This is a genomic window from Polaribacter sp. Q13, from assembly GCF_016858305.2.
Lineage (GTDB): Bacteria > Bacteroidota > Bacteroidia > Flavobacteriales > Flavobacteriaceae > Polaribacter.
In genome coordinates this window covers 3,111,559-3,136,824 of the sequence record NZ_CP074436.1, presented here as the reverse complement: position 1 = coordinate 3,136,824, position 25,266 = coordinate 3,111,559, and the positions used below count along the sequence as shown (strand labels likewise).

The following is a 25,266-nucleotide window of genomic DNA, read 5'->3' as shown; positions in this document are numbered from 1 at the left end:
ATATGACAAAAATCAGTTTTTAAAAACGCACATTTAGAATGTCTCCACTTAATTGTAAAAGCTGTAATTCTATCAATTTTGCATCAAATTTAGCATTATTATATGCTGTTTTAGAATTGATAAAATTAATTTGAGCTTGTCTAAACTCAATAGAAGTAATTTGCCCCAACTTGTAACGCTCTCTACTTCTATCAAAATTATTTTGTGTAGTTAACACGTTTTTTTCTTGTGCTTTTAGAATAAATAATTGGTTTTGATAATTTTCCCAAGTATTTTTCAGATTATTATCGATGGTTACTTTTTGCTGTTCTAATAATATTTGCTGATTTTCTAATGCTATTTTTGCGTTGGCAACCCTTGTTTTTGTGCCTCCTCCGTCGAACAAATTCCAAGACAAACTTAAACCAGCATTTAATCCGTTAGATGATGTAGATTTTGGCTGAAAGGCATTGGCAAGGTTTTCGTTATCATTCTGACTCCAACCATAAGATGAACTAAAGCCTAAAGTTGGTAAATAATTTGCCTTATTTATTTTGATATTAAACTCGCTAATTGCAATGTTTTTTTCATTTTGTTTTAAAATAGAATTATTAGCAATTGTTTTTTGTTGCAAATCTTCAAAATTCATCATTTCATTAAAACTAACCTCTGTTTCAACACTATAAGTTACCTCTGTTTCAATCCCTAAAATAATGTTTAAACCTCGTTTTACGTTGCTTAATTCTTGGTTGGCATTTATTAAAGTAATGCTATCATTATTTACATCAACCTCTGCATTTAATAATTCTAACCTTGTAGATTGCCCGTATTCATATTGATATTTTGCACGTAGTAAACGTTGTTTAGAAATAGACAATGCTTCGTCTAAATTCGATTTATTTTCTGATAACCTTGCAATTTGAAAATAAGAGGTAAACAATTGTAAATACGTGTTTTCAATCGTTTCTCTGGCTTGTAATTCGGTTAAATTATACGTTTCTTTTAATTGCTGATAATTGTATTTTCTTCCCAAACCATCAAAAAGAGTATAATTTAAACCAATACTTGCACTATAAGACTTGGTTATTGCACCTGTTGTAGATGTTGGGTCTCCTGTCTGTGGTGTGTTGGTTTGATTATTATTACTATAATTTGCACCAGAAGAAATACTAGCTGTCGGTAAAAAACCAGTATTGTAAATACTTTTATTGTTTTTTGCAACGTCTAAATTATTGTTCGCTATTTTAATTCCGAAATTATTTTCTAAGGTAATTTCTAGCGCTTCTTTCTTTGTTAGAATTTCTTGCGAAAATCCTTGTAAAGTCGATAAAAATCCGACTACTAATATGGTGTTTCTAATGATCTTCATGTTCATCAAATTTAGATTCTATGATAGCTCTTTCTACTTCTTCTTTATCTACTTTCTCTCCTGTTTTTAGCCATTTTATGCCCACTTTTACACTGTTAGAAACAGATAATAATAATGGCAACATTACCAATGTTAATATCGTTGCAATGGCTATTCCGTAAGAAATAGATATTGCCATTGGTATTAAAAATTGTGCTTGTCTACTTTTTTCTAATAATAACGGAGCCAAACCTGCAACTGTTGTTAAAGAAGTTAATACAATAGCTCTAAAACGAGATTGACCTGCTCTAATAAGAGCTTCATCGAATTTCATTCCTTCTTTTAAGTAAGTGTTGAATTTACCAATTAAAACCAAGCCATCATTTACCATAATTCCTACCAGAGCTATAATTCCTAAAAAGGATAAAATACCAATTGAAAAATTATGAAAATAATGTCCCCAAACAACACCAATCATACTAAAAGGAATCATTACAATTAATAATATTGGTTGACTGTAAGAACGGAATGTAAAGGCAATTACAATATAAATCAATAGTAAAATAATAGGACCTACTACGCCAACTGAATCTGTAGTTTTCTTAGCTTCTCTATTTTGACCTTCATACAAAGGAGTTACGGTGTGGTATTTAGAAAGTATTTCTGGCATTACTTTTAACTTAATGTCATCTAAAACTTCTGTTGCACTCGTTTCAAGGTCTTTTAAATCTGCCGTAATTTGAATTTCTCTTTTACCATCTAAATGATTAATGGCAATATCTCCTCTTTCTATGGTATAATTTGCAATTTCAGAAAAAGGAATTCTTGTTCCTGTTGCTGTAATAATACGCATGTCATCTAAATCTTTTATAGAAGACCGGTCTTTTCTATCATAACGAACCCAAACTTTAATTTCATCTTGACCTCTTTGAAAACGTTGTGCTTGAAAACCAAAGAAACCAGACCTAACTTGACTCATTACAGATTGCAAGGTTAAACCTAATAAGTAGGCATTGTCTTTTAATTTTATTTTTACTTCTTTAATTCCTGCCGGATCGTTGTCTGAAATATCTTTTAAAAGCGGATTATTTTCTAACTCATGTTTTAGTTCTTCTTTGGCAGCTTTTAATTCTGTAATGTTATTTCCTAATAAAGAAACCGCCACTGGGCTTCCTCCAAAATTACCACCAGAACCAAAGATTAAACTCTCTACACCTGTAACTTTACCAACTTTATCTGTAATTGTATTTGTTATTTCTGGTGATGAAAAATCTCGTGCTTCTCCTGGTAATAAATTTACCGTTAAAGTTGCATTTGCACTACCAGGACCAATTCTTTTTATTACATTTTCTATAACTTGTACATTACCTGTTTGTTTTTTGGTATACTCATCATTCACCAACCAAACCTTTTTTTCTATGGATGAAATAATAGAATCTGTAATTTGCTCGTTTGTACCTTGTGGCATTGTTAGTGTAATTTTAACACTATCACTTGCTACTCTAGGAAAAAAGGATTGTTTTACAATACCCGCTTTCATTGCCATAAAACTAAAAATTACCAAGGCAATTGGAATAGCAAACGCAAAGATTTTATTTTTTAATGAAAACTTTAAAAAAGGCACATAATAATTGTCTCTTAATTTACCCAAACCTTTATCTGCCGCTCTATTTATTTTATTAAAAAAAGCATCTATGGCATTTTTCTTAACTTCTACTCCGTTTTCTAAACGTTTTCTATCTAAAGCCTTAGAATGCGCAATGTGAGCCGGTAAAATAATTAACGCTTCTACTAAAGAAACTGTTAAGGTTAACATTACAATTGTAGATACTTCACCAAAGAAATCTCCTATTCTTCCATCAACAAAAAAGAACGTAGAAAACGCGATAAGAGTTGTTAGAATTGCAGAAACAATTGGCGGAATTACTTCCATAGTACCGTCTATGGCTGCTTGAATTTTAGATTTCCCTAAATCGTAATAATGATGATAAATATTTTCTCCGATTACAATACCATCATCTACCAAAATACCAATAACGATGATCATTCCAAAGAGAGATAGTACGTTTATAGTAACATCAAATTGAGCAGCAAAAATAAACATCCCAAAAAAGGAAATTGGCAAACCAAAAGCTACCCATATTGCCAAACGTAAGTTTAAAAACAACGCTAAAAAGAAAAGTACTAGCAAAATACCTGCAATACCATTTTCTATCAATAATTTAGTTCTACCATTTAATGTTGTACTTCTATCACTTGTAATGTTAAGTTGTACATTCTGATTTTCTTGATTGTATTTGTGTATGTATTCTTTTATTTTATCAGCAGAAGATATTAAATCTTCATTATTTGTATTACTTACAGTAATATCTATGGCTAAATTTTCATTATAATACAACCTGTCTGGTGTTTCAGACCAAGTATCTCTAACTTCTGCTACATCTTTTAAACGGATAATATTTCCGTTAGTTTCTGTTCTAACAATTAAATTTAAAAGTTCGCTTCCATAATAAAAACGATTACTTGCTCTAATTAAATAATCTTCTTGTTCGGTTTTTATATTACCACCTGTAATTAAAAGATTAGAGTTTTGTATTGCTGCAGCTACTTCAGAAAAAGACATGTTATACGCTAGTAAATCATTTTCTCGTATTGCTATTTCTATTTCTTCATCTGGAAAACCAGACAATGAAACTTGCGAAATTCCGTCTATTCCTCTAATATCATTTTCTACATTTCTAGCGTATTGTTTTATAGATTTAAGGCTTAAGTTATCTCCACTAATGGTAAAACTAATTGTGGGTCTAATGTTTTCTACTTTTGCAATAACTGCTGGCTCCATACCAGAAGGAAAAGAAGGCACTCTGTCTACTGCATTTTTTACATCAGATAAAACAACATCTATATTTTTTCCTTTTTCTACTTCTATATTTACCGTTGCAGAATTTTCTCTAGACACAGAGGTTACTCTTTCTACACCAACAATTCCTTTTAAATTGTCTTCAATTTTTAACACCACACCTTCTTCCATTTCTTGTGGAGAGGCTCCCGGATATGCTAATGAAATTTTTATTAATTGCGAGTCTGTTAGCGGGAAAAAGGAGGACTTCATATTTAAAGCACCTACCAATCCGAACAAAACAAAAGCAATAATAAATATATTAACTGCAACAGGGAATTTAATAAAATATGTAATTATTTTCTTCATACAATTACTTTTTATTAATTTTTACAATCATACCGTTAAATGCCCCAGGTAAAACCTGTGATAACATTTTTTGATTATTTTCTAAACCTTTTACAACCACTGTTTCTGAATTAAAATAAACAGGATTAATGGTAGTTAACATTAAAATACTATCGTTTTTAACTGTGTACACTGCTTTATTATTTACCAATAACTTTCTAGAAATTTCTATTGCGTTAGCTTCTGATTTTGCGACCAAATTGGCTTCTAAAAACATACCTTCTTTTAAATCTGGATGCTTTACATCTACGTAGACTTTTATAGTTTGAGAAACCTGATCTACTTTTCCATTAACACGAACAACTTTTCCTGTGTAATTTTTAGTTTTTTCTAAATTTGTGAGTGCAACTGTATTTCCTACTTTTAATAAGTCTGCAAATTCAGAACTGATAGAAACTTCCATTTCATAAACACTTGGGTTTATAAATTCTCCTAATTTTTGTCCAACTCTAACCAAAGATCCAGGCGTCACCAAAGCTTCTGTAAGAGTCCCCGTAAAAGGCGCTCTAATTTGATGTTTAGACAAACGAACTTCTAAGTTTTTAACATTGTAGTATGCAGTAACAATACCTCTACCATTAATAAAATACTTTTCTTTATCAGAAGAGAATGCTGGTAATTTTGGGGTAGTAGAATTCATGTCAAAACCTTTAATATAGGTTTCCCATTTGCTAAATTCATTAGGGTAATCTAAACGTAAATCTGGTAAAATTGCTGTAATTAAATTATTTAAATTACTTTTTTGAGATTGTAAACTAGCATAAAACTCATCGCTATTAATACTTAACAAGGTTTCGCCTCGGTTATAATTTGTACCCGCTTTAAATAGTTTGGTAGAAGTTTTTAAAATACCAGAAACTTCAGAATATATTTCTATTTTATTTTTTGCTGTTAAATTACCGTTCGCAGATAAAATAATAGGAATCTCTTTATTCTCTACGCTTTTTACGTAAGCAGTTTTAATTTGCCTTTTATATTTTGGTTTTGGCTTTTGGTTTTTATCAATTAGATAATTACCTAAAATTATTGCTCCTACAATAGCTAAAACCCCTAGAACGGCTAGTATAATTTTTCTCATAAATCGGTTGTTAAATATGTTTTAATTTAGAATATAAATTAGTCTGTATTTTTTTAAAAATATTAATTATTTGTTGTTTATCTTCCGGCGTAATATTAGTTTCCATAGTGGTAATTAAATCTTGAATAATAGGTTTTGCTTTATTAAAAACTTCTTTTCCTAAATTGGTTATGTATACATTTTTAATACGTTTGTCGTCTTTATTTTGTTCTCTAAAAATGTAGTTTTTCTTTTCCATATTTACTAACAAACGTGCCAAAGAAGATTTGTTTCTTAACGTTAAAAAAGCCAAATCATGTTGATTTAAACCGTCTTGATCATGTAACTTTTTTAAAAGCATCATTTGTTCTTTAGTAAGATCTATGTTTCTAGATCTAAATGATTCTTGAAAAAAAAAATTAACCATTTTCCCTGTTTTCCCAAGCCAAGGGCCTATTGAGTTTTCAAAATCTATATGTTGTTCATCATTTTTCACGCAGCAAAAATAAACATAATCTCAATTAGTTGTATATGCAACTAATTAAGGTTGTGTTAAAGAAATCATAATTTTATGTATTCTTATTTTTTATGCCTCTTTATATTCAAAAAATATATAAATGCTTCTAATTATAGAATTTCTCGTGCTTTTAAAAATGCCAAAAGAAGTTGTTTTAATAGAGCTTCTAAATTTGTGCTTTTTGGTAGAACAAACTGTATATACCCAAGATGTATAACTGGTATTATAATTGAAGACCATAAAATCTATTTGATTAAATAGTGAATTATTACATTAGAAAACGGAACTTTGCAAATAAAGAGAACTCCTTTAGAAGCAACCGAAAATTTAAAACCTTATATGAATTAATTTGATTTGTTGTACCAATACAAATACCGCGCAATTTTTCTCTTCTATAGATGAAATCCCTTCTCAAATCTGGGAAAAATTAGGTTGTACAATAAATATTTATTTTCATCCAGATTTTTTAAAATCAATAGAAAAAAATCACCCAGAAATTACCTTTTCTTATATTGTTTTGGTTGATAACAAAAATTCTCCAACTGCTTTTGCAAGTTTAAAAATGATAGATTTTGAATTGAATTCTATTAAAAACGATTTCGAATTTTTAAAAGACATTGGCAGAAAACTACATGTATTTCCGGATAAAAAACCTTTAAAATTATTGATTTGTGGCAACACCTTTGTGAGTGGAGAACATGGTGTTTTTATCAAGGAAAATGAAGATAAAAAAGCCATTATAAAAGAATTAGCAGAAAGTATTAATCATTTTGTAAATTCTGATAAAAAACTAAAAAAACAGATAGATGCTTTTCTAGTAAAAGACTTTGCGAAGGAATCATTGTTTATAACTGATGTTTTAAAAGATTACAAATACCATCCATTTTCTGTAGAGCCTAATATGAAACTTCAGCTGCATGATAATTGGCAAAATTTTGACGATTATTTAGCTGCGATGAAAACCAAGTTTAGAGTAAAAGCAAAAAAAGCTTTTAAGCAAAGTGCCGCAATTAAAATTAAAGAAATCACTTTAGAAGACATCGAAGAGATGTTACCTAAAATGACTGCTCTCTATGAAAAAGTGGCTCTGAATGCTGGTTTTAATTTGGGGATTTTTAATTTGGAAACATACAGGGATTTAAAGGAAAAATTTGGGGATAATTACATTTTAAAATCTTATTGTTTAGATGATAAGATTGTTGGTTTCATTTCTGGTATCATCAACAAAGAGTCTTTAGACGCCCACTTTGTAGGCATCGATTATCAACTAAATAGAGAGTATGCCATTTACCAAAGAATGTTGTACGACTATATAGAAATTGCTATTGATAAAAAACTAAAAACCATTAATTTTGGAAGAACCGCTAGCGAAATAAAAAGTTCGGTTGGTGCAGTTCCTCAAGATTTAACCATGTATCTTCGTCACAAGAAAACTATTAAAAATAAAATTTTAAAGTTATTTTTGCAAAGAGTTCAACCAACTCCATTTCAACAAAAATTTCCATTTAAAAATTTAGAAATTTCTCATGAAAAACACTAAAGAATTAATTGCCCTTTTAAACTTAGAAAACTTAGGAAACCATAATTTTAGTGGAAATAGCGTTACTATTGGTAGCCCAAGTGTTTTTGGCGGACAAGTTATAGCACAAGCCGTAAATGCAGCTTATAAAACCATACCAGAAAATCGTTTTTTACATTCTTTACATTCTTATTTTTTAGAAGCCGGAGATCTAACGATTCCTATTAATTACCATGTACAAGAAGTAAGAAATGGTGGTAGTTTTTCTACAAGAAGAGTTACTGCTAGCCAAAATGAAAAAACTATTTTTATTTTAGCAGCTTCATTTCATAAAAAAGAAGATGGTTTTGAACATCAAACAACATTTGATTCTAACATAAAACAACCCGAAAAATTGTTAAGTTGGGATGATTTGTTGGATAAATTTGGCGATTTTTTACCAAAATCTATGAAATACTTTTTAAGTATAGAAAGACCTATAGAATTTAAACCGGTTAGAATTCCCAACCCATTACAACCAGAAAACTTACCACCAACAGAACAAGTTTGGTTTCGTTTAAAAGGAGATAAACAAGAAATGGGTTTTAGAACAAAACAAGAAATTCTTGCTTATATTTCTGATTATAACATCTTAAACCCTGCATTTAATCCGAATGCAAGTAATTATAATTTTGGCAATACGCAAACGGCAAGCTTAGACCATACTATGTGGTTTTTTAGAGATTTCGATTTTGATGATTGGATGCTCTATTCTGTGGAATCTCCAAATGCTTTTGGGGCTAGAGGATTATCTAAAGGAAATATTTTTACAAGAGATGGTAAATTAGTGGCTTCTGTTGCGCAAGAAGGATTGTTAAGACCTATTAAAAAGTAGCAGTAGTAGCAGTAGCAGTAGCAGTAGCAGTAGCAGTAGCAGTAGCAGTAGCAGTAGCAAAATTAAAAATTTAGAATTATTATGAGTCCAGTTATTTATATTTTAACCACAAACGGATTGCTTTTTTTAATGAGTATTATTTTTCTAAAATTTCCTCCAAAGAAAATAAATAATTGGTACGGTTACAGAACACCAAAAACAATGCTCAATCAAAAAATATGGGATTTTGCGCATGCCGTTTTTAGTAAAAACTTACTTATTTATGCGGGAATTTCACTTTTAGGTGGTTTGGTATTTGCATACTTTGCAACTAAAGAATTGACTTGGCAACCTATGATTTTGGTATTATTATCTGTTTTAGTTAGCATTATAAAAACAGAAAGAGCATTAAATGATAATTTTACAGAAGAAGGTAAAAAGAAGAAAAATTAGATTTTTTTCAAACTAAAAAACCTTTTTAAACACCTATCAACATTAGCCTTTACTAAAAATAGTTTACATTTATGTTAACTTTATGAAGTTCATTTTTTTTAGATAGAAATTATAACTTAAAGATTTGAATTATAAAACAGGGTATTGAATAAGCCTATTTTTTTTAATACAAAACACTTAAAAACAATCAATTGAACACGTCTTACTTCTTTTAGCGAAGCGGTCTTAAGTCTTTTTTAGTCTGTATTTTTGACGTATCAACTAAAAACAGTTTCTAAAATTTGTAACGATTTTGGTTTTCTAAAACCATCTAAATGCAATTCGAAATACTGAATAATTATTTTTAAGACAATCTGTCTCTCTTGTTTTCCAAAAGATACATTTTCTATTTCATCAAAAGTAATCCCTAACAGCTTTTTAAATTGATAATAATAATTACCAGAAATAATATTTTTAGGAGAAGTTAAATCAGAAAAGACTCCTTCACTTAAATCAAACCCTAACTTATCTTTCTCAGATAAATCTGGATAAAAGCCCAAAAAACGTGTTAAATTCAATAAAAACAACAAGTGAAAGTTTGCTATTTTATCGTGTAAATCTAACCAAATAAGCCCCGATTCTAAATACTCAAAAAGGTCTTCATTTTTCTCTTCCTCTTTTATTGCATAAGACAAAACTTCAGACAAAAACAATACCACAGATTGTTTAACAATGTCTCTATAAATAGTTTGATATGGGTTAGAAACCTGAACTTCTTTAATAGAGTTTAAAGTTCCTTTATTATTATGACTTGCAACAATAATAAGTTGTGTTAATGGTTGAAAATAAGCTACTTTTAAGCCTCCTTTTTTAGCTTTTAAAATACCTCTAATTAAATAAGACTTTACACCTTCTTCTTCAGTATAACATTTTACAATTAAACTAGAATCACCAAATTTTAGAGTACTTAAAACAATTGCCTTTGTAGTTACAATAGCCATATTAATTTACAATTGCAATTTTTGTAACGCCTGTTTCTGAAGCATCATCATTAGATAATAACACAATATAAATACCAGAAGCTACTTTAGTACCTGCCAGATTTTTTTTATCCCAAACCACTTTTCCCCCTTGTAATTCTTGCCCTTCTACTACATTGGTTTCATACACCAAATTACCAGCAACATCTATTATTTTTACGTTGGTTCCTTTTGGTAAATGGGCTCCGTTTCTACCATCAATAGTTACCGTTTCATGATTTTTTAAAGCAGGATTTGGGTATGCATACACCTCAGGAATTACATCTCCAAAGGGCGACACTTTACTATTATAAGCAACAATACCTTTATTGGTTGCAAAATAAACTTTACCAGTACTATTATCTACGGCAATTTTTACAATTTTATTAGATGGTAATGGCGAATTGTCCATGCTAAAATTTGCTAACGTTGTTTGCCCATTCGGATTTGTATAAATTACACCACCATTATCTGTACCAAACCATTTATTATCTGCACCATCTATTGCAATACTATTAACTCTTTGATCTCCTAAAAGTCTTTCTCCAAAACCCTCTTCGTTTCCGTTAATAACTACAGCATTAGCGTTTGGTGTGGTATCATCAAAAACGCCTGATGCATTGTTATACATTACCAAACCAGATCTGGTACCAATCCAAACTCTATTACTAACATCTATAGCTACAGATTCTACATTTGCATCCGGTAGATTCCCTAAGTTAGGGGTTGCAATCAATGCTTTTTTTCTATTTCCGTTTTCATTAAAAACGTAGACTCCATTTGCTCTAGCCCCATACCAAAGACTGTTATTGTTATCTATAGCAATTTCACTAATACCTGCTTTACTAACATCTGTTTCTACAGATCTCATATCAAAACTAGACCAATTGCCGCTTGTAGAAAGTTTGTGTAACTCATTATCTACTAAAACATTTGTAACCCATAAATTTCCTTGCGGATCGAAAACAGTACCACTAACTCTTATGGTTACTCTGTTTGGGATATCCGCAACAATATCTTCTAAAGAACTATTAGAATCATTATAAAATGTTTTTAATTCATCGTTTTCTATCACTAATAAACCTCCTGTTGCATTTTTATTATTAATAGAAGTTATATTCGTATCACCAAAAGAACTTACATATACTTTGTTTTCTGCATTTGGGTCAATGGTAATATGGTTTAAATCTGTAAATGGAGCCTCTGCATTTAAATTTATATTTTTCCATTTTTCTCCGTCGGGTTCTCCCTTGTTATAATGGCTGATAAAACCTATTCTATTTCCAATAGGCGTATATGTATCATCGTACCCTCCATAAACCACCCAAACATTATTGTTGCTAGCAGCTATAGAAAAAATATCATTTTCTATAGGGCCTTCTGGATGGATTTCAATATAATCTATGCTATTTTTATTCTTTTGTAAAATACCATATTCTTTGGTTGCTAAAAAAATGGTATCATTTTCAAAAAAGGAATTGTTTAAAGAAAAATCGAAATCTGACGTTGTGTTAATTTTCAAAATGGTACTTAAGGATGCATTTAAAATTTCTGAAAACTTATTTAAGGTTACTGATAAAGAAGATGCAGTACTTTTAATAGAAATAATAGTTTGAAAGAAATCTCTTCTTTCATTTAAATTCTCTCCATTTATTTCATATAATTTTGTTTCTGATATTGTAAATACCCTATTATTAAACGTCGTTAATTCTTTAAAATTTCTACCATTAAATTGTCGTTGCCAATTATTAAAGTCTATTAAAGATGTCTCATTTATATCAGCGGTATAAATTCCGTCTTCTGTGGCAGCATAAATAACATCCTTTAAAACGGTAGTTTCATTAATCTTTACAGCACTAGAACCTGCTCCTATAAAATAGGTGTCTCCAAACTCTAACTTATCAATATCATAAGCAACAATAGCAAATGGTGTAGACAAATACAATTTATTGTTATACTCCGTAATATCATTGATACTTTTTTCTCCAGATTGATTAAAACTTACAATATCGGATGAAATGGTTATTAAACCATCCTTATCTACAACTTCTACCAAGCCGTTTTCATAACCAATTACAAGCCTCTCAAAAGCACTACTGTAATGAATAGCACTTGTAATTTCTCCAGACAAACCTTGTACAGAAGATAGTTTTTCTATCTCATTAGTAGTCACATCATACGTAAAAACAGCATTGTCTGCCAATGCATAAATTACATTATCTACCTTCACAAAATCTTTTACATTATTGTAAGAATAAAAATCTTCCCAAGAAGCACTGTAATCTGTTTGAGCAGAAAAAAGTACTGAAAATAGCAATATATATAGTAATAATAGTTTTTTCATTATTAAATTTTGATTCTCAAAGATATTTATTTATTGTTACAATAACGATAAAACACCTTACATTAGTACAAAAATGAAAAGATTTTATGAGCTTAGAAATAGAAAGAAAATTTTTAGTAAAAAACGATGATTTCAAAAGTAAAAGTTTTGCTCAAAAAAGCATTAAACAAGGGTATTTAAATTCTGATAAAAACAGAACTGTAAGAATTAGAATAGCCGATGAAAAAGCTTTTATAACTATTAAAGGAAAGTCTAACGCAACAGGAACAACCCGTTTTGAGTGGGAAAAAGAAATTGACAAAGCAGAAGCAGAAAATTTACTTTTATTGTGCGAACCTAGTATTATTGATAAAACTAGATATTTAGTTAAAGTAGGTAATCACACTTTTGAAGTGGATGAGTTTTATGGTGACAACCATGGTTTAACGGTTGCAGAAGTAGAATTAAACTCAGAAACTGAAACTTTTACAAAACCAAATTGGTTAGACCAAGAAGTTACTGGAGATGTAAAATACTATAATTCTAGCATTAGTAAACATCCTTTTAAAGACTGGATTTAAAAACTACAAGTAGTAAATGGCTATAAAATGACTGATACTACCTAATAAAACAAATACGTGAAAAATTGCGTGGTTATAAGGTATCTTTTTAATAGAATATAAAATAGCACCAATGGTATAAAAAACACCTCCACCAATTAATAAGTTTAAATTAAAACTTGGTAAAGCAACCATTAAAGGTTTTATAAAAAACACCACTTGCCACCCCATTAAAAGATACATTGCTGTAGAAATTTTATCGAATCTTCCGGTAAAAAACAATTTTAAAATAATACCTGTTAAAGCAAATACCCAAACCGCAATAAACATATACCAACCTAAGTCAGAGTTTAAAGCAACCAAACAAAAAGGGGTATAACTCCCAGCAATTAAAGCATAAATAGCAGCGTGATCAAAAATATTTAACCGTCTTCTTTTCTTCGGATTTTTCGCTGCATGATAAAATGTAGAAGCAGCGTATAAAATAATTAAACTTACCCCGTAAATTAAAAAACTAGTAACCTCCCAAAAGTTAATATAGTTTGTTGCTTTTGCTATTAAGAAAGGAAAAACAAGAATACTTGCAAGCAAACCTAAACCATGAGACCAAACGTTTAAGCGTTCTTCTGTTTCTGAATATCCATGATTAAATTTTTCTTTCATTTTGTGCTATTTGTATCTTTCATGTACTTTTTATCACTTACCAAATCATTGTAAATGATATTAAATGTTTTGTCTTTTAAATTATTTACATCACTAATAGACAATCCTTTGGTTATAATAAACGGATGTTGATGCACTCTTAAAGTTCCAAAACCACCTTTAAAAACATCCCAAGAAAATAGACGTTTACTATCGTAATACACCTGAGGTACAATTGGCATATCAAATTCTATAGCCAAACTAAAAGCACCTTTTTTAAATGGAGCCAAAACAACATTTTCTTCTGGCACTAATCCTTCAGGAAAAATAGCCATACTTACACCATTTTGCAATCTTTTTTTAGCCATTCTATAAACTCTTCTTCTACTTTCTGGATCTCTTCTATCAACCATAATAACAGCTCTCTTATAAAAAAAACCAAATACAGGTATTTTAGCCAATTCGTGTTTACCAACAAATACAATAGGGTTTTTACTTGAAACTACCAGCACAAAAGGATCCATTAAAGAAGTATGATTTGGGCAAAACATATAACTTTTATCTGGTGCTATTTTTTCGTCTAATTGCAAATTTAAACGAAAACCCATTCCGTAAATTAAAACTTTAGACCAAATTCTAACTAATTTCCAAAGTAAATGATAGGAGTCTTCTTTTATTGTAAAAATAAACAGCAAAGGAGACATTATTACGACAGTTGTAAACATTAAAATGTAGAACCACAGACGCCAAATAAGAAGAAAAGGAATTTTAATATACTTCACAATATTACCAAACGTTTAATAGTACTTTTAATTATTATAACTTAAAAAGAATAAAGTTGACACTCTAAAACTTAATCTGTAAGCAAAAATACTAATATTCTTTTGTTTGATAGGTTTTCTTAAACAAAACCTTATTTTTGTACTTGTAGAGTGTAATTAGAATCTCTCAATCAAAAAAAGATAAAAACAAAGTAATGTCTAGAATTTTAACAGGTGTACAAAGTACAGGAACCCCACATTTAGGAAATTTATTAGGAGCTATTTTACCAGCAATAAAAATGGCAAATAGCCCAGGGAATGAATCTTTTATATTTATTGCAGATATGCATTCTTTAACCCAGATTAAAGATGGGGAAGAATTAAGAGAAAACACATATAGTGTTGCTGCTACTTGGCTTGCTTGTGGATTAGACATTAATAAAACCATATTCTACAGACAAAGTGATATACCACAAACAACAGAATTAACTTGGTATTTAAGCTGTTTTTTTCCATACCAAAGATTAACTTTAGCACATGGATTTAAAGACAAAGCAGATAGATTAGGTGATGTTAATGCCGGTTTATTTACGTACCCAATGTTAATGGCTGCAGACATTTTATTGTATGATGCAGAAATTGTACCTGTAGGTAAAGATCAATTACAGCATTTAGAAATGACACGTGATGTTGCTAATAGATTTAACAATATTGTGGGAGAAACGTTGGTTCCGCCACAACCAGGAATACAAGAAAACACTAAGTTAGTTCCCGGAATTGATGGTGAAAAAATGAGTAAATCTAGAAATAATCTTATCAATATTTTCTTACCAGACAAAAAGTTAAGAAAACAAGTAATGTCTATTAAAACAGATAGTTTAGGTTTAGAAGATCCTAAAAACCCAGATACAGATAATGTTTTTGCTTTGTATAAATTATTAGCAACCGAAGCACAAACTGCAACCATGAGAGCAAATTACGAAGGTGGAAATTATGGCTACGGACATGCAAAACAAGCTTTATATGAATTGATTGTTGAGCAGTTTTCTCCAATAAGAGACCGCTACAATCATTATATGGAAAATAAGCATGAACTTGATGAGGCTTTAAAAATTGGAGCAGAAAAAGCAACTGTTGTTGCTAATGGAGTTCTAAAAAGAGTAAGAGCTAAAATTGGTTACTAACAGCATAAAAATATGTGAGAATTCTTTTCAATTATGAAATAAATGTTGATTGAATTCCATAAAAAAATCCGAAAGCAAATGCTTTCGGATTTTTTTATACTTATAAAGTTTTTTTATTGAATCTTCATAGATTTTCCAATTGCCTCTAACTCAAATAAAAATGCTCTTTTATTCACCGAAGGTGCATACGTAAACCCCTCAAAAATAATTAATCTATTGTTCTTTTTATCAACTACGGTGTAGTTTAAAAAAGGTCCTGCCATAAAATCATTTTTTACTTCCCATTTCCCACGAGTTTCATAAGCTTTTTTTCCATCTATAACGGCGTCAAAAGTAAAAGGAGTATACGCTTTTTCTGTAATCATATACATTGTTTTTGGGTCTGAACCAGGAATATGTTTTTTTCCAATTTTGTTTCTAACAGAAACAATGCTATCAGCAACCTGTGTTTCATCCTCTAAAGGAACTGAATATACTAAAATATTATTACTTCCTGTTTTTGCAATTCCACTAGACAAATGTTGGCGCAACCACAAAAAATCTCCAGTATCATCTACCAAATTAAATTTATTGCTAATGGTTAAAGAAATTCCTAAATTTTGTAATGTTTTAAACTGAGTATCATCTAATTTATCCTTTGCAAACAAATTCTGAAGCATTGAAGCATCAGAGTCTAAAAACGTTTTAATAATTTCTTTCTCGTGCTTTTTAAACATTTTTACAACATCTTCTCTATCTTTTCCGTACACATACACAATAGTTTGTGGCTGCGCATACACATTATTTTTTACATAAAATTGCGCTTCATCTGAAACCCCAATAATCATAATATTTCTAGCAACCTTCATCATTTTACCAAAACCATTTGGCGCTACTTGAGAAACTGATAAAAGAGATTCTGGTTGTGGTAAACCCACCATTAATTCTCCAAAAGAGTTTCTAATTTCTTTTCCAATATCGCCAGCCCAATCACTCGCCTTAGTAATCACCATTACTTTATTTACCTTACCAACAGACGATTGTAAAATAATTTTATCTTTACCATTATCACACGATAATATAAAAAATGCAAGAGAAAATAATAGATATATTTTTTTCATGGGTTTAGCTTTTAAAGTAATTTAGTTTAGTTATGGGTTTTAATTCTTTAGCATTTCAAATATTGTTCCACTTTCAAATATTTTTCAGGAAAATTATTATTTTTTCAAAGAAAAATTTAAAAATGTTTTTTTAGGTATCTTTTATGGTAAGTTTTACTTCTTTATTTTTTCTTTAACAACAAACTATTTCCCTAATTTCTTTGGATAAACAGACAATCTCTGACCTATTTTTAATCGGCTTGTTTTTAAACTATTCCAACGTTTAAGATCACTTACACGTACACCAAATTTATTTGCAATTTTACCTAAAAAATCTCCACTTCTTACTTTGTAACGAACACGTTGGTCCATTTCAAAATATTTAGGTAAAGGTTTCTCTCTTTGTGCATCATCTGTATCTGCCAAAGCATAAATTTCTTTTTCTTTATCTAAAAATTCAATAATCTTATCACTCGGTAACCTTAAAGCATATTTTCTATCTTTTATAAACGGAATAATATCTAATTTATAAGATGGGTTTAATTCTGACAAAATATCTTCATCCACATCTATTTTCTCTGAAATTTGATCGAAACTAATGGTTCTTTTTATTTGAATGGTATCTGTCTGAAAGTTGAAGAACTTTGGTAATTCAGAATAAATATTATGCTCATTTGCATATTCAAAAATATACATAGTTGCATAAAAAGCAGGCACATAATCTGCAGTTTCCCTTGGTAAATAAGGTCTTATATTCCAATAATTTTTATATCCTCCAGATCTTTTTATAGCTTTTCTTACATTTCCCGGGCCAGAATTATAGGCAGCTAGCGCTAAATCCCAATCACCAAAAAGAGTAAATAACTCGCTTAAATATTTACAAGCTGCTATAGTTGCTTTTACAGGATCTTGGCGCTCATCTACATAAGAACTTACTTTTAAATCGAACTGAATACCAGTACCGTACATAAATTGCCACAAACCAGTAGCACCAACTCTAGATTTAATTTGAGGTCTTAAAGCAGACTCTACAATTGCCAAATATTTCATTTCTAACGGAATATCATATTGATCTAGATATTGCTCAAACACGGGGAAATAATATTTTGCTTTTGCCATTAAACCTGGATAGTATCTTTTACGATACAATAAATAACTGTTTATTACTTTTTCTAACGATGGATTAAAAGCTAAATTAAAAGGCGTTTTATCATTTAAATTAGACAGTCTAACCTTTAATAAATCTGTACTTAAAGCCGTATCTGTATTGCCAATAATATCTTTATCGTTAATTATATAACTTAAAGAATCTACCAAAGCAGATTGAAATTTTTGATCTACCAATAAACTATCAATTAAATCTAAATCAGCGTCGGAAAACAAAAATTGATTGTTTGATTCTATTATAGAATCTTGAGCAATAAATAAGGTGTCTTTTTTCTCTTGCGAAAAGACAGTACTTGTTAATAGGATGAATATAAATAGTTTCTTCATGTGTTATTTTAGGGTTCTACTGTACTAAACAAGATATTTTATTATAAACTAAGTTCTACTGCAATTGGGCAATGGTCAGAATGTTTTGCTTCTGGTAAAATATATGCCCTAGAAATTTTATCTTTTAAAGGTTCTGATACCATGGCATAATCTAAACGCCAACCTTTATTATTAGCTCTAGAATTTGCTCTATAACTCCACCAAGAATATTCTTGTTTCTCTTGATTTAAAAAACGAAAACTATCTATAAATCCGCTCTTAATAAACTCACCAATCCAAGTTCTTTCTTCTGGTAAAAAGCCCGAAACGCCTTTCATTTTTGGGTTGTGAATATCAATTTCTTCATGACAAATATTATAATCGCCACAGATCACTAAGTTTGGGATTTCTTGTTTTAAATTATTGATGTATTCTTGAAATTCATCCATGTATTTAAACTTAAAATCTAATCTTTCAGAATTTGTGCCAGAAGGTAAATACAAGCTCATTACAGAAACATTATCAAAATCTACACGTAAATTTCTACCTTCAAAATCCATTGATTCTATTCCGGTACCGTATTCTACATGATTTGGTTTTTCTTTACAAAAAATAGCTACCGAAGAGTACCCTTTTTTCTGTGCAGAAAACCAATAATGATATGGATATCCCGCATTTTCAAAATCCGTAAGATCTAATTGTTCTTTATGTGCTTTGGTTTCTTGTATACAAATTACATCTGGATTTGCTGCCTCTAACCATTCTAAAAAACCCTTTTTTAAGGCGGCTCTAATTCCGTTTACGTTGTATGATAATATCTTCATATATGCTTTTTTATTTTCCCAAAAAAGGAAAACACTTTAGTTTTATTATTATTCTATAATTATTAGATTCTTTAACAAGAACCCAGTAAATTGGGTCTTAGAACCTGTTTGTGTACTAATCTTATTTTTTCTTGGTGATAAAACGACAGCTAAAGGTACTGCAATAATTATTCTCATAATTGCACTATCAATTTTAAAGCCAAAATCTAATATTGCAATAAAAACAATTGTTAAAAAGAAGATTACTAAACCTAGTTTTTTCGCAAGATATTCTATTCCAATATTAATTTTTCTATTTTAATCTAAAAAAATAGGATTCTTTAAAAAGAGCCAAGTAATTTGTTTTTTCTTTCCAGTTTGAGTTATAATTATTTTTTTTCTTGGCGATATCATAAAAGCTAAAACAGCACAAATACCCGCTTTTAAAGGAAGGCTATCTGTTTTATAAAATTGATCAAAAATCAACATAAACAGCACGATAATAATCGGATAAATTAACCAATATGTTTTCTTAAATAACTTCATTTTAAATATTCATTTCTGGGATTTCTCCATTTACAACCAACGTTCCTTCTGTTGCTTTTTTAATTTCATCAACAGTTACTCCAGGAGCTCTTTCTAATAAATGAAACACATTATCCTTTATTTCTAGAAGCGCCAAATTTGTCACTACTTTTGTAACACAACCTACACCTGTTAAAGGCAAAGAACATTGTTTTAAAATTTTAGATTCCCCATGTTTATTGGTATGCATCATGGCAACGATAATATTTTCTGCAGAAGCTACTAAATCCATTGCTCCTCCCATTCCTTTTACCATTTTACCAGGAATTTTCCAGTTAGCAATGTCTCCATTTTCTGCAACTTCCATAGCTCCTAAAATAGTTAAATCTACATGTTTACCTCTAATCATTGCAAAGCTCATAGCAGAATCGAAAAAACTTGCTCCAGGCATTGTTGTAATCGTTTGTTTCCCTGCATTAATAATATCTGCATCTTCTTGCCCTTCAAAAGGAAAAGGTCCCATGCCTAGAACACCATTTTCACTTTGAAACTCAACCTCTATATCTTCACCTACATAATTTGCAACTAACGTTGGAATACCAATACCTAAGTTCACGTAAAACCCATTTTGGATTTCTTGTGCTATTCTTTTTGCAATACCATTCTTATCTAAAGCCATAACTATTCGTTTTGTCTTATAGTTCGTTGTTCAATTCTCTTTTCATAATCCTTTCCTTGAAAAATACGTTGTACAAATATTCCGGGAATATGAATATTATTTGGATCTAATTCTCCAACTTCAACCATTTCCTCTACCTCTGCCACTGTAATTGTTGCGGCTCCACACATATTAGGATTAAAATTTCTAGAAGTACCTTTAAAAATTAAATTACCGGCAGCATCTCCTTTCCATGCTTTTACAAATGCAAAATCTGCTTTAAAAGCAGGTTCTAATACATACATTTTTCCATCAAACTCTCTAGTTTCTTTTCCTTCGGCCACTTCTGTTCCGTAACCTGCAGGTGTGTAAAAAGCAGGAAAACCTGCTTGTGCAGCTCTACACTTTTCTGCTAATGTTCCTTGCGGAGTTAACTCGACCTCTAATTCTCCAGATAACATTTGTCTTTCGAACTCATCATTTTCTCCTACATAAGAAGAAATCATTTTTTTGATTTGTTTATTTTGAAGCAATAATCCCAAACCAAAATCATCTACACCTGCATTGTTAGAAATACAAGTAACCTCTCTAACATCTAGTTTCACCAATTCAGCAATAGCATTTTCTGGAATTCCACATAAACCAAATCCACCCAACATAAAAGTCATTCCATTTTTAACACCATGTAAAGCATCTTGTACGTTATTTACTTTTTTATTGATCATAATGTTATTGTTTTAGAACTTATCGATTAGTCTCGAGGCAACCTTTTATTAATCTACATAAAAATATGGCTGAAAGTAAATTTAGCTCAGATTAAAAATCGGTATCTTCCTCTATGGGGCTATCTTTTTCATCAGATTTTTCATCACAATTAATATTGATTGATAAATTTTCTGGTTTTTCAAAATCTTCTTTACTGATATTTAAAGTTTTATCTGCATAACATTTTTGCATATATAACGCCCAAGATGGTAAAGACATCGTTGCTCCTTGCCCTTTTGCAATACCTGCAAAATGGGTTGCTCTATCCTCTCCACCAGTCCAAACTCCTGTTGCTAAATTAGGTACTATTCCCATAAACCAACCGTCTGATTGATTTTGAGTAGTTCCTGTTTTACCTGCTATAGGGTTTGTAAATTTATAAGGATATCCCGTAACATAACCTGGCTTTGCCCAAGGTAAACGTAAACGAACTCCAGAACCAGACTGCGTAACTCCTTTTAATAAATCTAACACTACATAGGCAGATTCTTCACTTAAAACCTCTTTAGTTTCTGGAGTAAATTCTTGTAAAACAGTTCCGTTTTTATCTTCTATTCTTGTTAAGATCATTGGAGAAACTCTTAAACCTTGGTTTGCAAAAGTAGAATAGGCACTTACCATTTCTAATAACGATAAATCTACGGCACCTAAAGCTATAGAAGGGTTTGCTTCAATTTTACTTTCTATTCCTGCAGATTTTGCCAAACGAACAACATTTTCTGGGCCAACCATATCTATTAATCTTACAGACATTGTATTTACAGAACCTGCTAAACCATCTTTTAAGGTTAGCATTCCTCCATACTTTTTACTAGCATTTTCTGGTGTCCATGCTTTTGGGATTCCGTATTTTCCCTTTGGAATTGTGTACGGAATATTAGGAAATTCATCACATGGAGATAATTTTAATTGATTAATTGCTGTAGCATATACAAACGGTTTAAAAGTAGAACCTACTTGTCTTTTTTGCTGTGCAACTGCATCATATTTAAAGTGTTTATTATCTATACCACCAACCCAAGCTTTAATATGACCAGATTGTGGTTCTATAGATAACAATCCAGAACGTAAAAAGTATTTATAATATCTTACAGAATCTATTGGAGACATAATGGTATCAATATCACCTTTCCAAGAAAAAACACTCATTTTTGTTTTTGTTTTGAAAACTTCATCAATATACTTGCTAGATTTTCCAGCAATTTTTAATCTTTTATATCTATCAGAATTTTTCTTAGCTCTTTCTAAAATCGTATTAATTTCCGATTGTTCTAAGTCGTAAAAAGGAGCTGTTTTATTTCTCTCTTGTTCTTTAAAGAAATAGCTTTGCAAATTAGACATATGCTCATCAATAGCTTCTTCTGCATATTTTTGCATTCTAGAGTCTATGGTTACATAAATCTTTAAACCATCTCTAAAAATATTATACTCTTCTCCATTTGGCTTTGGGTTTTCTTGTACCCATTTTCTTAAATATTTTTGTAAATACGTTCTAAAATAAGTTGCAGAACCATCACTATGCCCTTCTTTATGAATATCTAAACCTAAATCTAATTGTTGTAAAGAATCTTTTTGTTGCATAGAAATAAACTCGCTACGATTCATTTGCTTCAGTACAACATTTCTACGATTTTTTACGCGTTCTGCTCTTCTTAAAGGGTTATATAATGATGAATTTTTTAACATCCCTATTAGCATAGCAGATTCTTGAACCTCTAATTCTTTTGGTTCTTTACCAAAATAAATACGTGCAGCAGAACGAATACCTACAGCTTGGTTTAAAAAATCGTACTTGTTTAAGTACATGGTTAAAATCTCATTTTTGGTATATTGTCTTTCTAATTTTATAGCAACTACCCATTCTTTTACTTTTTGACCGATTCTTAAAAAGATATTTCTAGAGGCTCTACCGGTAAATAACATTTTGGCTAATTGCTGTGTTAAAGTACTTGCTCCTCCACTTCCTGGTTTTAAAACAGCTCTTGCTGTTCCTTTAAAATCAATTCCAGAGTGCTCAAAAAAACGTTCGTCTTCTGTTGCAACTAGTGCCTTTACCAAATTTTCTGGCAAATCTTTAAACTTTATAGGTGTTCTGTTTTCTGTAGCGTATTTCCCTAAGGTTTTACCATCTGAAGAAATAATTTCTGTAGCTAAATTATTTTCTGGATTTTCTAACTCCTCAAAGGTTGGTAACTTTCCTAAACCTCCCCAAGAAGCTATTAAAAATAACAATAGTATAGCTGCAAATCCGCCAAGAACTAGCAACCAAAACCATTTAATATATTTTTTAAAACTTGTTGTTTTCTTTTGTGTCATAATAAAAAACTATTTCTCAACATTGTTGAGATTTCATTAATTTGTTTTTCCCTTTTAGACGGGAACCTTATCTAATTTTCGATACTAAAACCAACATCTTGAATTCCTTTTAAAAACTCAATAGGTTTCACATTGCCATTTTTACGCATTGCATGACGCACATTAAACCTATATTTCCCAGAAATTGGAAATACTTTTTTTTCTTTATAAAATAACTTATTTTCTTTAATTTCGGTAAAACCATCACCTAAAAACTTCCCTCTTTTATCTGCCATTTCGTATTGTAAAGTATCTACAACAACGGTTTCATTTGGAAAAATAAGTTCTGTAATCACATACAAATTACTAAAACTATACTCATTATTATTTCTAATATTGATAAATAGATTTTTCGGTGAAATCGTATCTTTTACATCAAACTCAAAAGACACATTATCATTGGCTTTCCAACCTTTTGCGTCAATTGATTTATATTGATTAAAATCGGATTTATCATCACAAGAAAACATCAAAAAAAGAATTACTAGAACAATTGAAAAATTATTTCTTTTCAGAATTGTCATCATTTTTTGGTTTGTTGTTATTACGGTTTCTATTATTTCTTTTTGGCTTATTCACCTTTTTAACTTCACCTTCTGGCTTATTTACATCTCCCGGAGGTTTTGGTCTAGGTTTACGTTGAGGCCTAGGCTTTTTCTGAACGTTTTGGTTCGGATTTTGGTTAGGGTTTTGGTTAGGGTTTGGTTTAGCCTTCGGTTTTTGATTAGGATTTGTATTCGGTTGTTTCTTAACCTGTGGCTTTCTTTTTTGATTTGGGTTCGGCTTTTGATTTGGGTTTGGTTTCTGATTTGGATTCACCTTAGCCCCTGGCTTACTATTCACATTAGCAGCTACCGCTGGTTTTTTCTTATTTCTATTTCTGCTATTTCGATTACGATTGCTTGTTTTTGGAGCATCAAATCGTGTTAAACTATCTTGCCCAACTGCATCCTCGAAATCTACTTTTACAGGGATTTCTACATCCGCTTCATACTCTTCTAACGAAATAGATTTCTCATTATTTTTATTGAGTGCAATTATTTCTAAAACCTGCTCTAACGTAAGTCTAAACCATTTAAAACGTTCCTCTTTATAAGTATACCAAAGATGGTTTTTAAAAATATCCATCTTTACAAAAACAGCATCTCCTTTTTCTGTTTTTAGCACCAAATCTTGTTTCGGAAATGATTTTAAGGCATCTAAATAGGTGTCTAATTCAAAATTTAAACAACATTTTAATTTACCACATTGACCTGCTAATTTTAGCGGGTTTAAAGATAATTGTTGATAACGAGCCGCAGAAGTTGTTACTTTTCTAAAATCGGTTAACCAAGTAGAACAACATAACTCTCTACCGCAAGAACCTACACCTCCTAAACGAGCAGCTTCTTGTCTTGCACCTACTTGTTTCATTTCTACACGAATAGAAAACGCACTTGCCAAATCTCTAATTAATTGTCTAAAATCTACTCTAGTATCTGCCGTATAATAGAAGGTTGCTTTATTTCCATCACCTTGATATTCTACATCAGACAATTTCATTTGCAAACCTAAACGACCTAAAATTTCTCTTCCTTTTTTCTGAGTTTCTTCTTCTTTACCTCTTGCTTGCTGCCATATATCGATATCTCTCTGACTCGCTTTTCTGTAAATTTTCTTTACATCTTCATGATCTGCAGTAATTTTGTGCTTCTTCATTTGCACTTTTACCAATTCTCCTGCCAAAGAAACCGTACCAATATCATGTCCTGGAGATCCTTCTACCGCCACAATATCTCCCATTGTTATGGGTAAATTTTCTGGGTTTGTATAAAAATGTTTTCTTCCATTTTTAAAACGGACTTCAAAAATATTGAATCTTTCTTGTCCACTTGGTAAGGTCATGTTAGACAACCAATCAAAAACGGCTAGTTTATTACTACCACTTCCGCAGGTTCCTGACCCACAATTACCATTACTCTTGCAACCTTTTGGTACTCCATTTTCTGTTGTACCACAACTTCCACATGCCATGTAAGTATATATATTTTTATAGTTGATAGTCTTTTAAAGTTTATTCTTAGCAGCAAATCCACTAAAAACCTCGCTATAAATCCTAAAAACCTCTTGGTTTATAAATTGATTATCAGACTAATGAACATACACAGCCTAATCTTCTCTAATTCGT

General features: G+C 30.5%; 23 protein-coding genes. 5 read left to right on the top strand and 18 right to left on the bottom strand.

Features of this window, described 5'->3' with window-relative positions; genetic code table 11:
• Window positions 1-19 precede the first annotated feature (19 nt).
• From JOP69_RS13155 to JOP69_RS13140, 4 genes are read right to left on the bottom strand one after another with little or no spacing between them, the layout of a single operon-like run.
• Window positions 20-1,348: a TolC family protein gene (locus JOP69_RS13155; protein WP_203393330.1), complete on the bottom strand. Its 1,329-nt coding sequence runs from the start codon at window positions 1,346-1,348 to the stop codon at window positions 20-22.
• The gene (locus JOP69_RS13150; protein WP_203393331.1) at window positions 1,335-4,535 is read right to left on the bottom strand and encodes an efflux RND transporter permease subunit; all 3,201 of its coding nucleotides are present in this window, start codon (window positions 4,533-4,535) and stop codon (window positions 1,335-1,337) included. The genes JOP69_RS13155 and JOP69_RS13150 overlap by 14 nt, the downstream gene beginning before the upstream one ends.
• Window positions 4,536-4,539: 4 nt before the next feature.
• Window positions 4,540-5,652: an efflux RND transporter periplasmic adaptor subunit gene (locus JOP69_RS13145; protein ID WP_203393332.1), complete on the bottom strand. Its 1,113-nt coding sequence runs from the start codon at window positions 5,650-5,652 to the stop codon at window positions 4,540-4,542.
• 10 nt (window positions 5,653-5,662) lie between these two features.
• Complete coding sequence (locus JOP69_RS13140) at window positions 5,663-6,058, bottom strand: MarR family winged helix-turn-helix transcriptional regulator (RefSeq protein WP_249986376.1); 396 nt, start codon at window positions 6,056-6,058, stop codon at window positions 5,663-5,665.
• A 439-nt stretch (window positions 6,059-6,497) separates the two neighbouring features.
• Here JOP69_RS13140 and JOP69_RS13135 point away from each other — a divergent pair, with 439 nt between their 5' ends.
• The 3 genes from JOP69_RS13135 (at window position 6,498) to JOP69_RS13125 (ending at window position 8,973) form a co-directional block, all read left to right on the top strand.
• A complete protein-coding gene (locus tag JOP69_RS13135) occupies window positions 6,498-7,688 on the top strand; it encodes a GNAT family N-acetyltransferase (RefSeq protein WP_252191117.1) in 1,191 nt (396 codons plus the stop codon).
• Complete coding sequence (locus JOP69_RS13130; RefSeq protein ID WP_203393334.1) at window positions 7,675-8,541, top strand: acyl-CoA thioesterase II; 867 nt, start codon at window positions 7,675-7,677, stop codon at window positions 8,539-8,541. The genes JOP69_RS13135 and JOP69_RS13130 overlap by 14 nt, the downstream gene beginning before the upstream one ends.
• 81 nt (window positions 8,542-8,622) lie before the next feature.
• Window positions 8,623-8,973, top strand: coding sequence for an SdpI family protein (locus JOP69_RS13125; RefSeq protein WP_203393335.1), 351 nt, complete (start codon window positions 8,623-8,625; stop codon window positions 8,971-8,973).
• Window positions 8,974-9,230: 257 nt separating this feature from the next.
• Here JOP69_RS13125 and recO read toward each other — a convergent pair whose 3' ends face one another.
• Window positions 9,231-9,953 (bottom strand): DNA repair protein RecO, encoded by a 723-nt coding sequence (gene recO, locus JOP69_RS13120; RefSeq protein WP_203393336.1) that lies wholly within the window; start codon window positions 9,951-9,953, stop codon window positions 9,231-9,233.
• A 1-nt stretch (window position 9,954) separates the two neighbouring features.
• Window positions 9,955-12,315 carry a hypothetical protein gene (locus JOP69_RS13115; protein ID WP_203393337.1) on the bottom strand — a complete coding sequence of 787 codons (2,361 nt, stop codon included), beginning with the start codon at window positions 12,313-12,315 and terminating at the stop codon, window positions 9,955-9,957.
• Window positions 12,316-12,401: 86 nt separating this feature from the next.
• On the opposite strand from JOP69_RS13115, the gene JOP69_RS13110 reads away from it, so the two are divergent.
• Window positions 12,402-12,875, top strand: a complete 474-nt coding sequence (locus tag JOP69_RS13110; protein WP_203393338.1) for a CYTH domain-containing protein — start codon at window positions 12,402-12,404, stop codon at window positions 12,873-12,875.
• Between the two features lie 3 nt (window positions 12,876-12,878).
• Here the strand turns inward: JOP69_RS13110 and JOP69_RS13105 are convergent, their stop codons facing one another.
• Entirely contained in the window at window positions 12,879-13,517 is a 639-nt protein-coding gene (locus JOP69_RS13105; protein WP_203393339.1) for a hemolysin III family protein, read from the bottom strand.
• Window positions 13,514-14,221: a 1-acyl-sn-glycerol-3-phosphate acyltransferase gene (locus JOP69_RS13100; protein WP_252191116.1), complete on the bottom strand. Its 708-nt coding sequence runs from the start codon at window positions 14,219-14,221 to the stop codon at window positions 13,514-13,516. Before JOP69_RS13100 ends, JOP69_RS13105 begins: the two co-directional genes overlap by 4 nt.
• A 251-nt stretch (window positions 14,222-14,472) precedes the next feature.
• Between JOP69_RS13100 and trpS the strand changes: the two genes are divergently transcribed.
• The gene (trpS, locus tag JOP69_RS13095) at window positions 14,473-15,441 is read left to right on the top strand and encodes a tryptophan--tRNA ligase (RefSeq protein ID WP_203393340.1); all 969 of its coding nucleotides are present in this window, start codon (window positions 14,473-14,475) and stop codon (window positions 15,439-15,441) included.
• Between the two features lie 113 nt (window positions 15,442-15,554).
• On the opposite strand, the gene JOP69_RS13090 is transcribed toward trpS, so the two are convergent.
• The 10 genes from JOP69_RS13090 to JOP69_RS13050 all read right to left on the bottom strand — a co-directional run bounded on the left by JOP69_RS13090 (window position 15,555) and on the right by JOP69_RS13050 (window position 25,112).
• Window positions 15,555-16,541: a DUF4837 family protein gene (locus tag JOP69_RS13090; protein WP_203393341.1), complete on the bottom strand. Its 987-nt coding sequence runs from the start codon at window positions 16,539-16,541 to the stop codon at window positions 15,555-15,557.
• A 183-nt stretch (window positions 16,542-16,724) separates the two neighbouring features.
• On the bottom strand, window positions 16,725-18,014 hold the full coding sequence (locus tag JOP69_RS13085) for a lytic transglycosylase domain-containing protein (protein WP_203393342.1): 1,290 nt from the start codon (window positions 18,012-18,014) through the stop codon (window positions 16,725-16,727).
• A 41-nt stretch (window positions 18,015-18,055) separates the two neighbouring features.
• Window positions 18,056-18,817: an exodeoxyribonuclease III gene (locus JOP69_RS13080; RefSeq protein ID WP_203393343.1), complete on the bottom strand. Its 762-nt coding sequence runs from the start codon at window positions 18,815-18,817 to the stop codon at window positions 18,056-18,058.
• A 48-nt stretch (window positions 18,818-18,865) separates the two neighbouring features.
• Window positions 18,866-18,994 carry a hypothetical protein gene (locus JOP69_RS18730; protein ID WP_302850180.1) on the bottom strand — a complete coding sequence of 43 codons (129 nt, stop codon included), beginning with the start codon at window positions 18,992-18,994 and terminating at the stop codon, window positions 18,866-18,868.
• 120 nt (window positions 18,995-19,114) lie between these two features.
• Window positions 19,115-19,342 (bottom strand): hypothetical protein, encoded by a 228-nt coding sequence (locus tag JOP69_RS13075; protein ID WP_203393344.1) that lies wholly within the window; start codon window positions 19,340-19,342, stop codon window positions 19,115-19,117.
• A 1-nt stretch (window position 19,343) separates the two neighbouring features.
• Complete coding sequence (locus tag JOP69_RS13070; protein WP_203393345.1) at window positions 19,344-20,000, bottom strand: 3-oxoacid CoA-transferase subunit B; 657 nt, start codon at window positions 19,998-20,000, stop codon at window positions 19,344-19,346.
• A 2-nt stretch (window positions 20,001-20,002) separates the two neighbouring features.
• Entirely contained in the window at window positions 20,003-20,704 is a 702-nt protein-coding gene (locus tag JOP69_RS13065; RefSeq protein ID WP_203393346.1) for a CoA transferase subunit A, read from the bottom strand.
• A gap of 91 nt (window positions 20,705-20,795) precedes the next feature.
• Entirely contained in the window at window positions 20,796-23,060 is a 2,265-nt protein-coding gene (locus JOP69_RS13060; protein ID WP_203393347.1) for a penicillin-binding protein 1A, read from the bottom strand.
• A gap of 71 nt (window positions 23,061-23,131) precedes the next feature.
• Window positions 23,132-23,626, bottom strand: a complete 495-nt coding sequence (locus tag JOP69_RS13055; protein ID WP_203393348.1) for a gliding motility lipoprotein GldH — start codon at window positions 23,624-23,626, stop codon at window positions 23,132-23,134.
• Window positions 23,601-25,112: a regulatory iron-sulfur-containing complex subunit RicT gene (locus JOP69_RS13050; protein WP_203393349.1), complete on the bottom strand. Its 1,512-nt coding sequence runs from the start codon at window positions 25,110-25,112 to the stop codon at window positions 23,601-23,603. Before JOP69_RS13050 ends, JOP69_RS13055 begins: the two co-directional genes overlap by 26 nt.
• Between the last annotated feature and the right edge of the window lie 154 nt (window positions 25,113-25,266).

Bases quoted from the DNA above. Each gene is read 5' to 3' on its own strand.
- JOP69_RS13155 (WP_203393330.1), bottom strand. From the start codon at position 1,348: ATGAAGATCATTAGAAACACCATATTAGTAGTCGGATTTTTATCGACT.
- JOP69_RS13150 (WP_203393331.1), bottom strand. From the start codon at position 4,535: ATGAAGAAAATAATTACATATTTTATTAAATTCCCTGTTGCAGTTAAT.
- JOP69_RS13145 (WP_203393332.1), bottom strand. From the start codon at position 5,652: ATGAGAAAAATTATACTAGCCGTTCTAGGGGTTTTAGCTATTGTAGGA.
- JOP69_RS13140 (WP_249986376.1), bottom strand. From the start codon at position 6,058: ATGGTTAATTTTTTTTTTCAAGAATCATTTAGATCTAGAAACATAGAT.
- JOP69_RS13130 (WP_203393334.1), top strand. From the start codon at position 7,675: ATGAAAAACACTAAAGAATTAATTGCCCTTTTAAACTTAGAAAACTTA.
- JOP69_RS13125 (WP_203393335.1), top strand. From the start codon at position 8,623: ATGAGTCCAGTTATTTATATTTTAACCACAAACGGATTGCTTTTTTTA.
- recO (WP_203393336.1), bottom strand. From the start codon at position 9,953: ATGGCTATTGTAACTACAAAGGCAATTGTTTTAAGTACTCTAAAATTT.
- JOP69_RS13115 (WP_203393337.1), bottom strand. From the start codon at position 12,315: ATGAAAAAACTATTATTACTATATATATTGCTATTTTCAGTACTTTTT.
- JOP69_RS13110 (WP_203393338.1), top strand. From the start codon at position 12,402: ATGAGCTTAGAAATAGAAAGAAAATTTTTAGTAAAAAACGATGATTTC.
- JOP69_RS13105 (WP_203393339.1), bottom strand. From the start codon at position 13,517: ATGAAAGAAAAATTTAATCATGGATATTCAGAAACAGAAGAACGCTTA.
- JOP69_RS13100 (WP_252191116.1), bottom strand. From the start codon at position 14,221: ATGTTTACAACTGTCGTAATAATGTCTCCTTTGCTGTTTATTTTTACA.
- trpS (WP_203393340.1), top strand. From the start codon at position 14,473: ATGTCTAGAATTTTAACAGGTGTACAAAGTACAGGAACCCCACATTTA.
- JOP69_RS13090 (WP_203393341.1), bottom strand. From the start codon at position 16,541: ATGAAAAAAATATATCTATTATTTTCTCTTGCATTTTTTATATTATCG.
- JOP69_RS13085 (WP_203393342.1), bottom strand. From the start codon at position 18,014: ATGAAGAAACTATTTATATTCATCCTATTAACAAGTACTGTCTTTTCG.
- JOP69_RS13080 (WP_203393343.1), bottom strand. From the start codon at position 18,817: ATGAAGATATTATCATACAACGTAAACGGAATTAGAGCCGCCTTAAAA.
- JOP69_RS18730 (WP_302850180.1), bottom strand. From the start codon at position 18,994: ATGAGAATAATTATTGCAGTACCTTTAGCTGTCGTTTTATCACCAAGA.
- JOP69_RS13075 (WP_203393344.1), bottom strand. From the start codon at position 19,342: ATGAAGTTATTTAAGAAAACATATTGGTTAATTTATCCGATTATTATC.
- JOP69_RS13070 (WP_203393345.1), bottom strand. From the start codon at position 20,000: ATGGCTTTAGATAAGAATGGTATTGCAAAAAGAATAGCACAAGAAATC.
- JOP69_RS13065 (WP_203393346.1), bottom strand. From the start codon at position 20,704: ATGATCAATAAAAAAGTAAATAACGTACAAGATGCTTTACATGGTGTT.
- JOP69_RS13060 (WP_203393347.1), bottom strand. From the start codon at position 23,060: ATGACACAAAAGAAAACAACAAGTTTTAAAAAATATATTAAATGGTTT.
- JOP69_RS13055 (WP_203393348.1), bottom strand. From the start codon at position 23,626: ATGATGACAATTCTGAAAAGAAATAATTTTTCAATTGTTCTAGTAATT.
- JOP69_RS13050 (WP_203393349.1), bottom strand. From the start codon at position 25,112: ATGGCATGTGGAAGTTGTGGTACAACAGAAAATGGAGTACCAAAAGGT.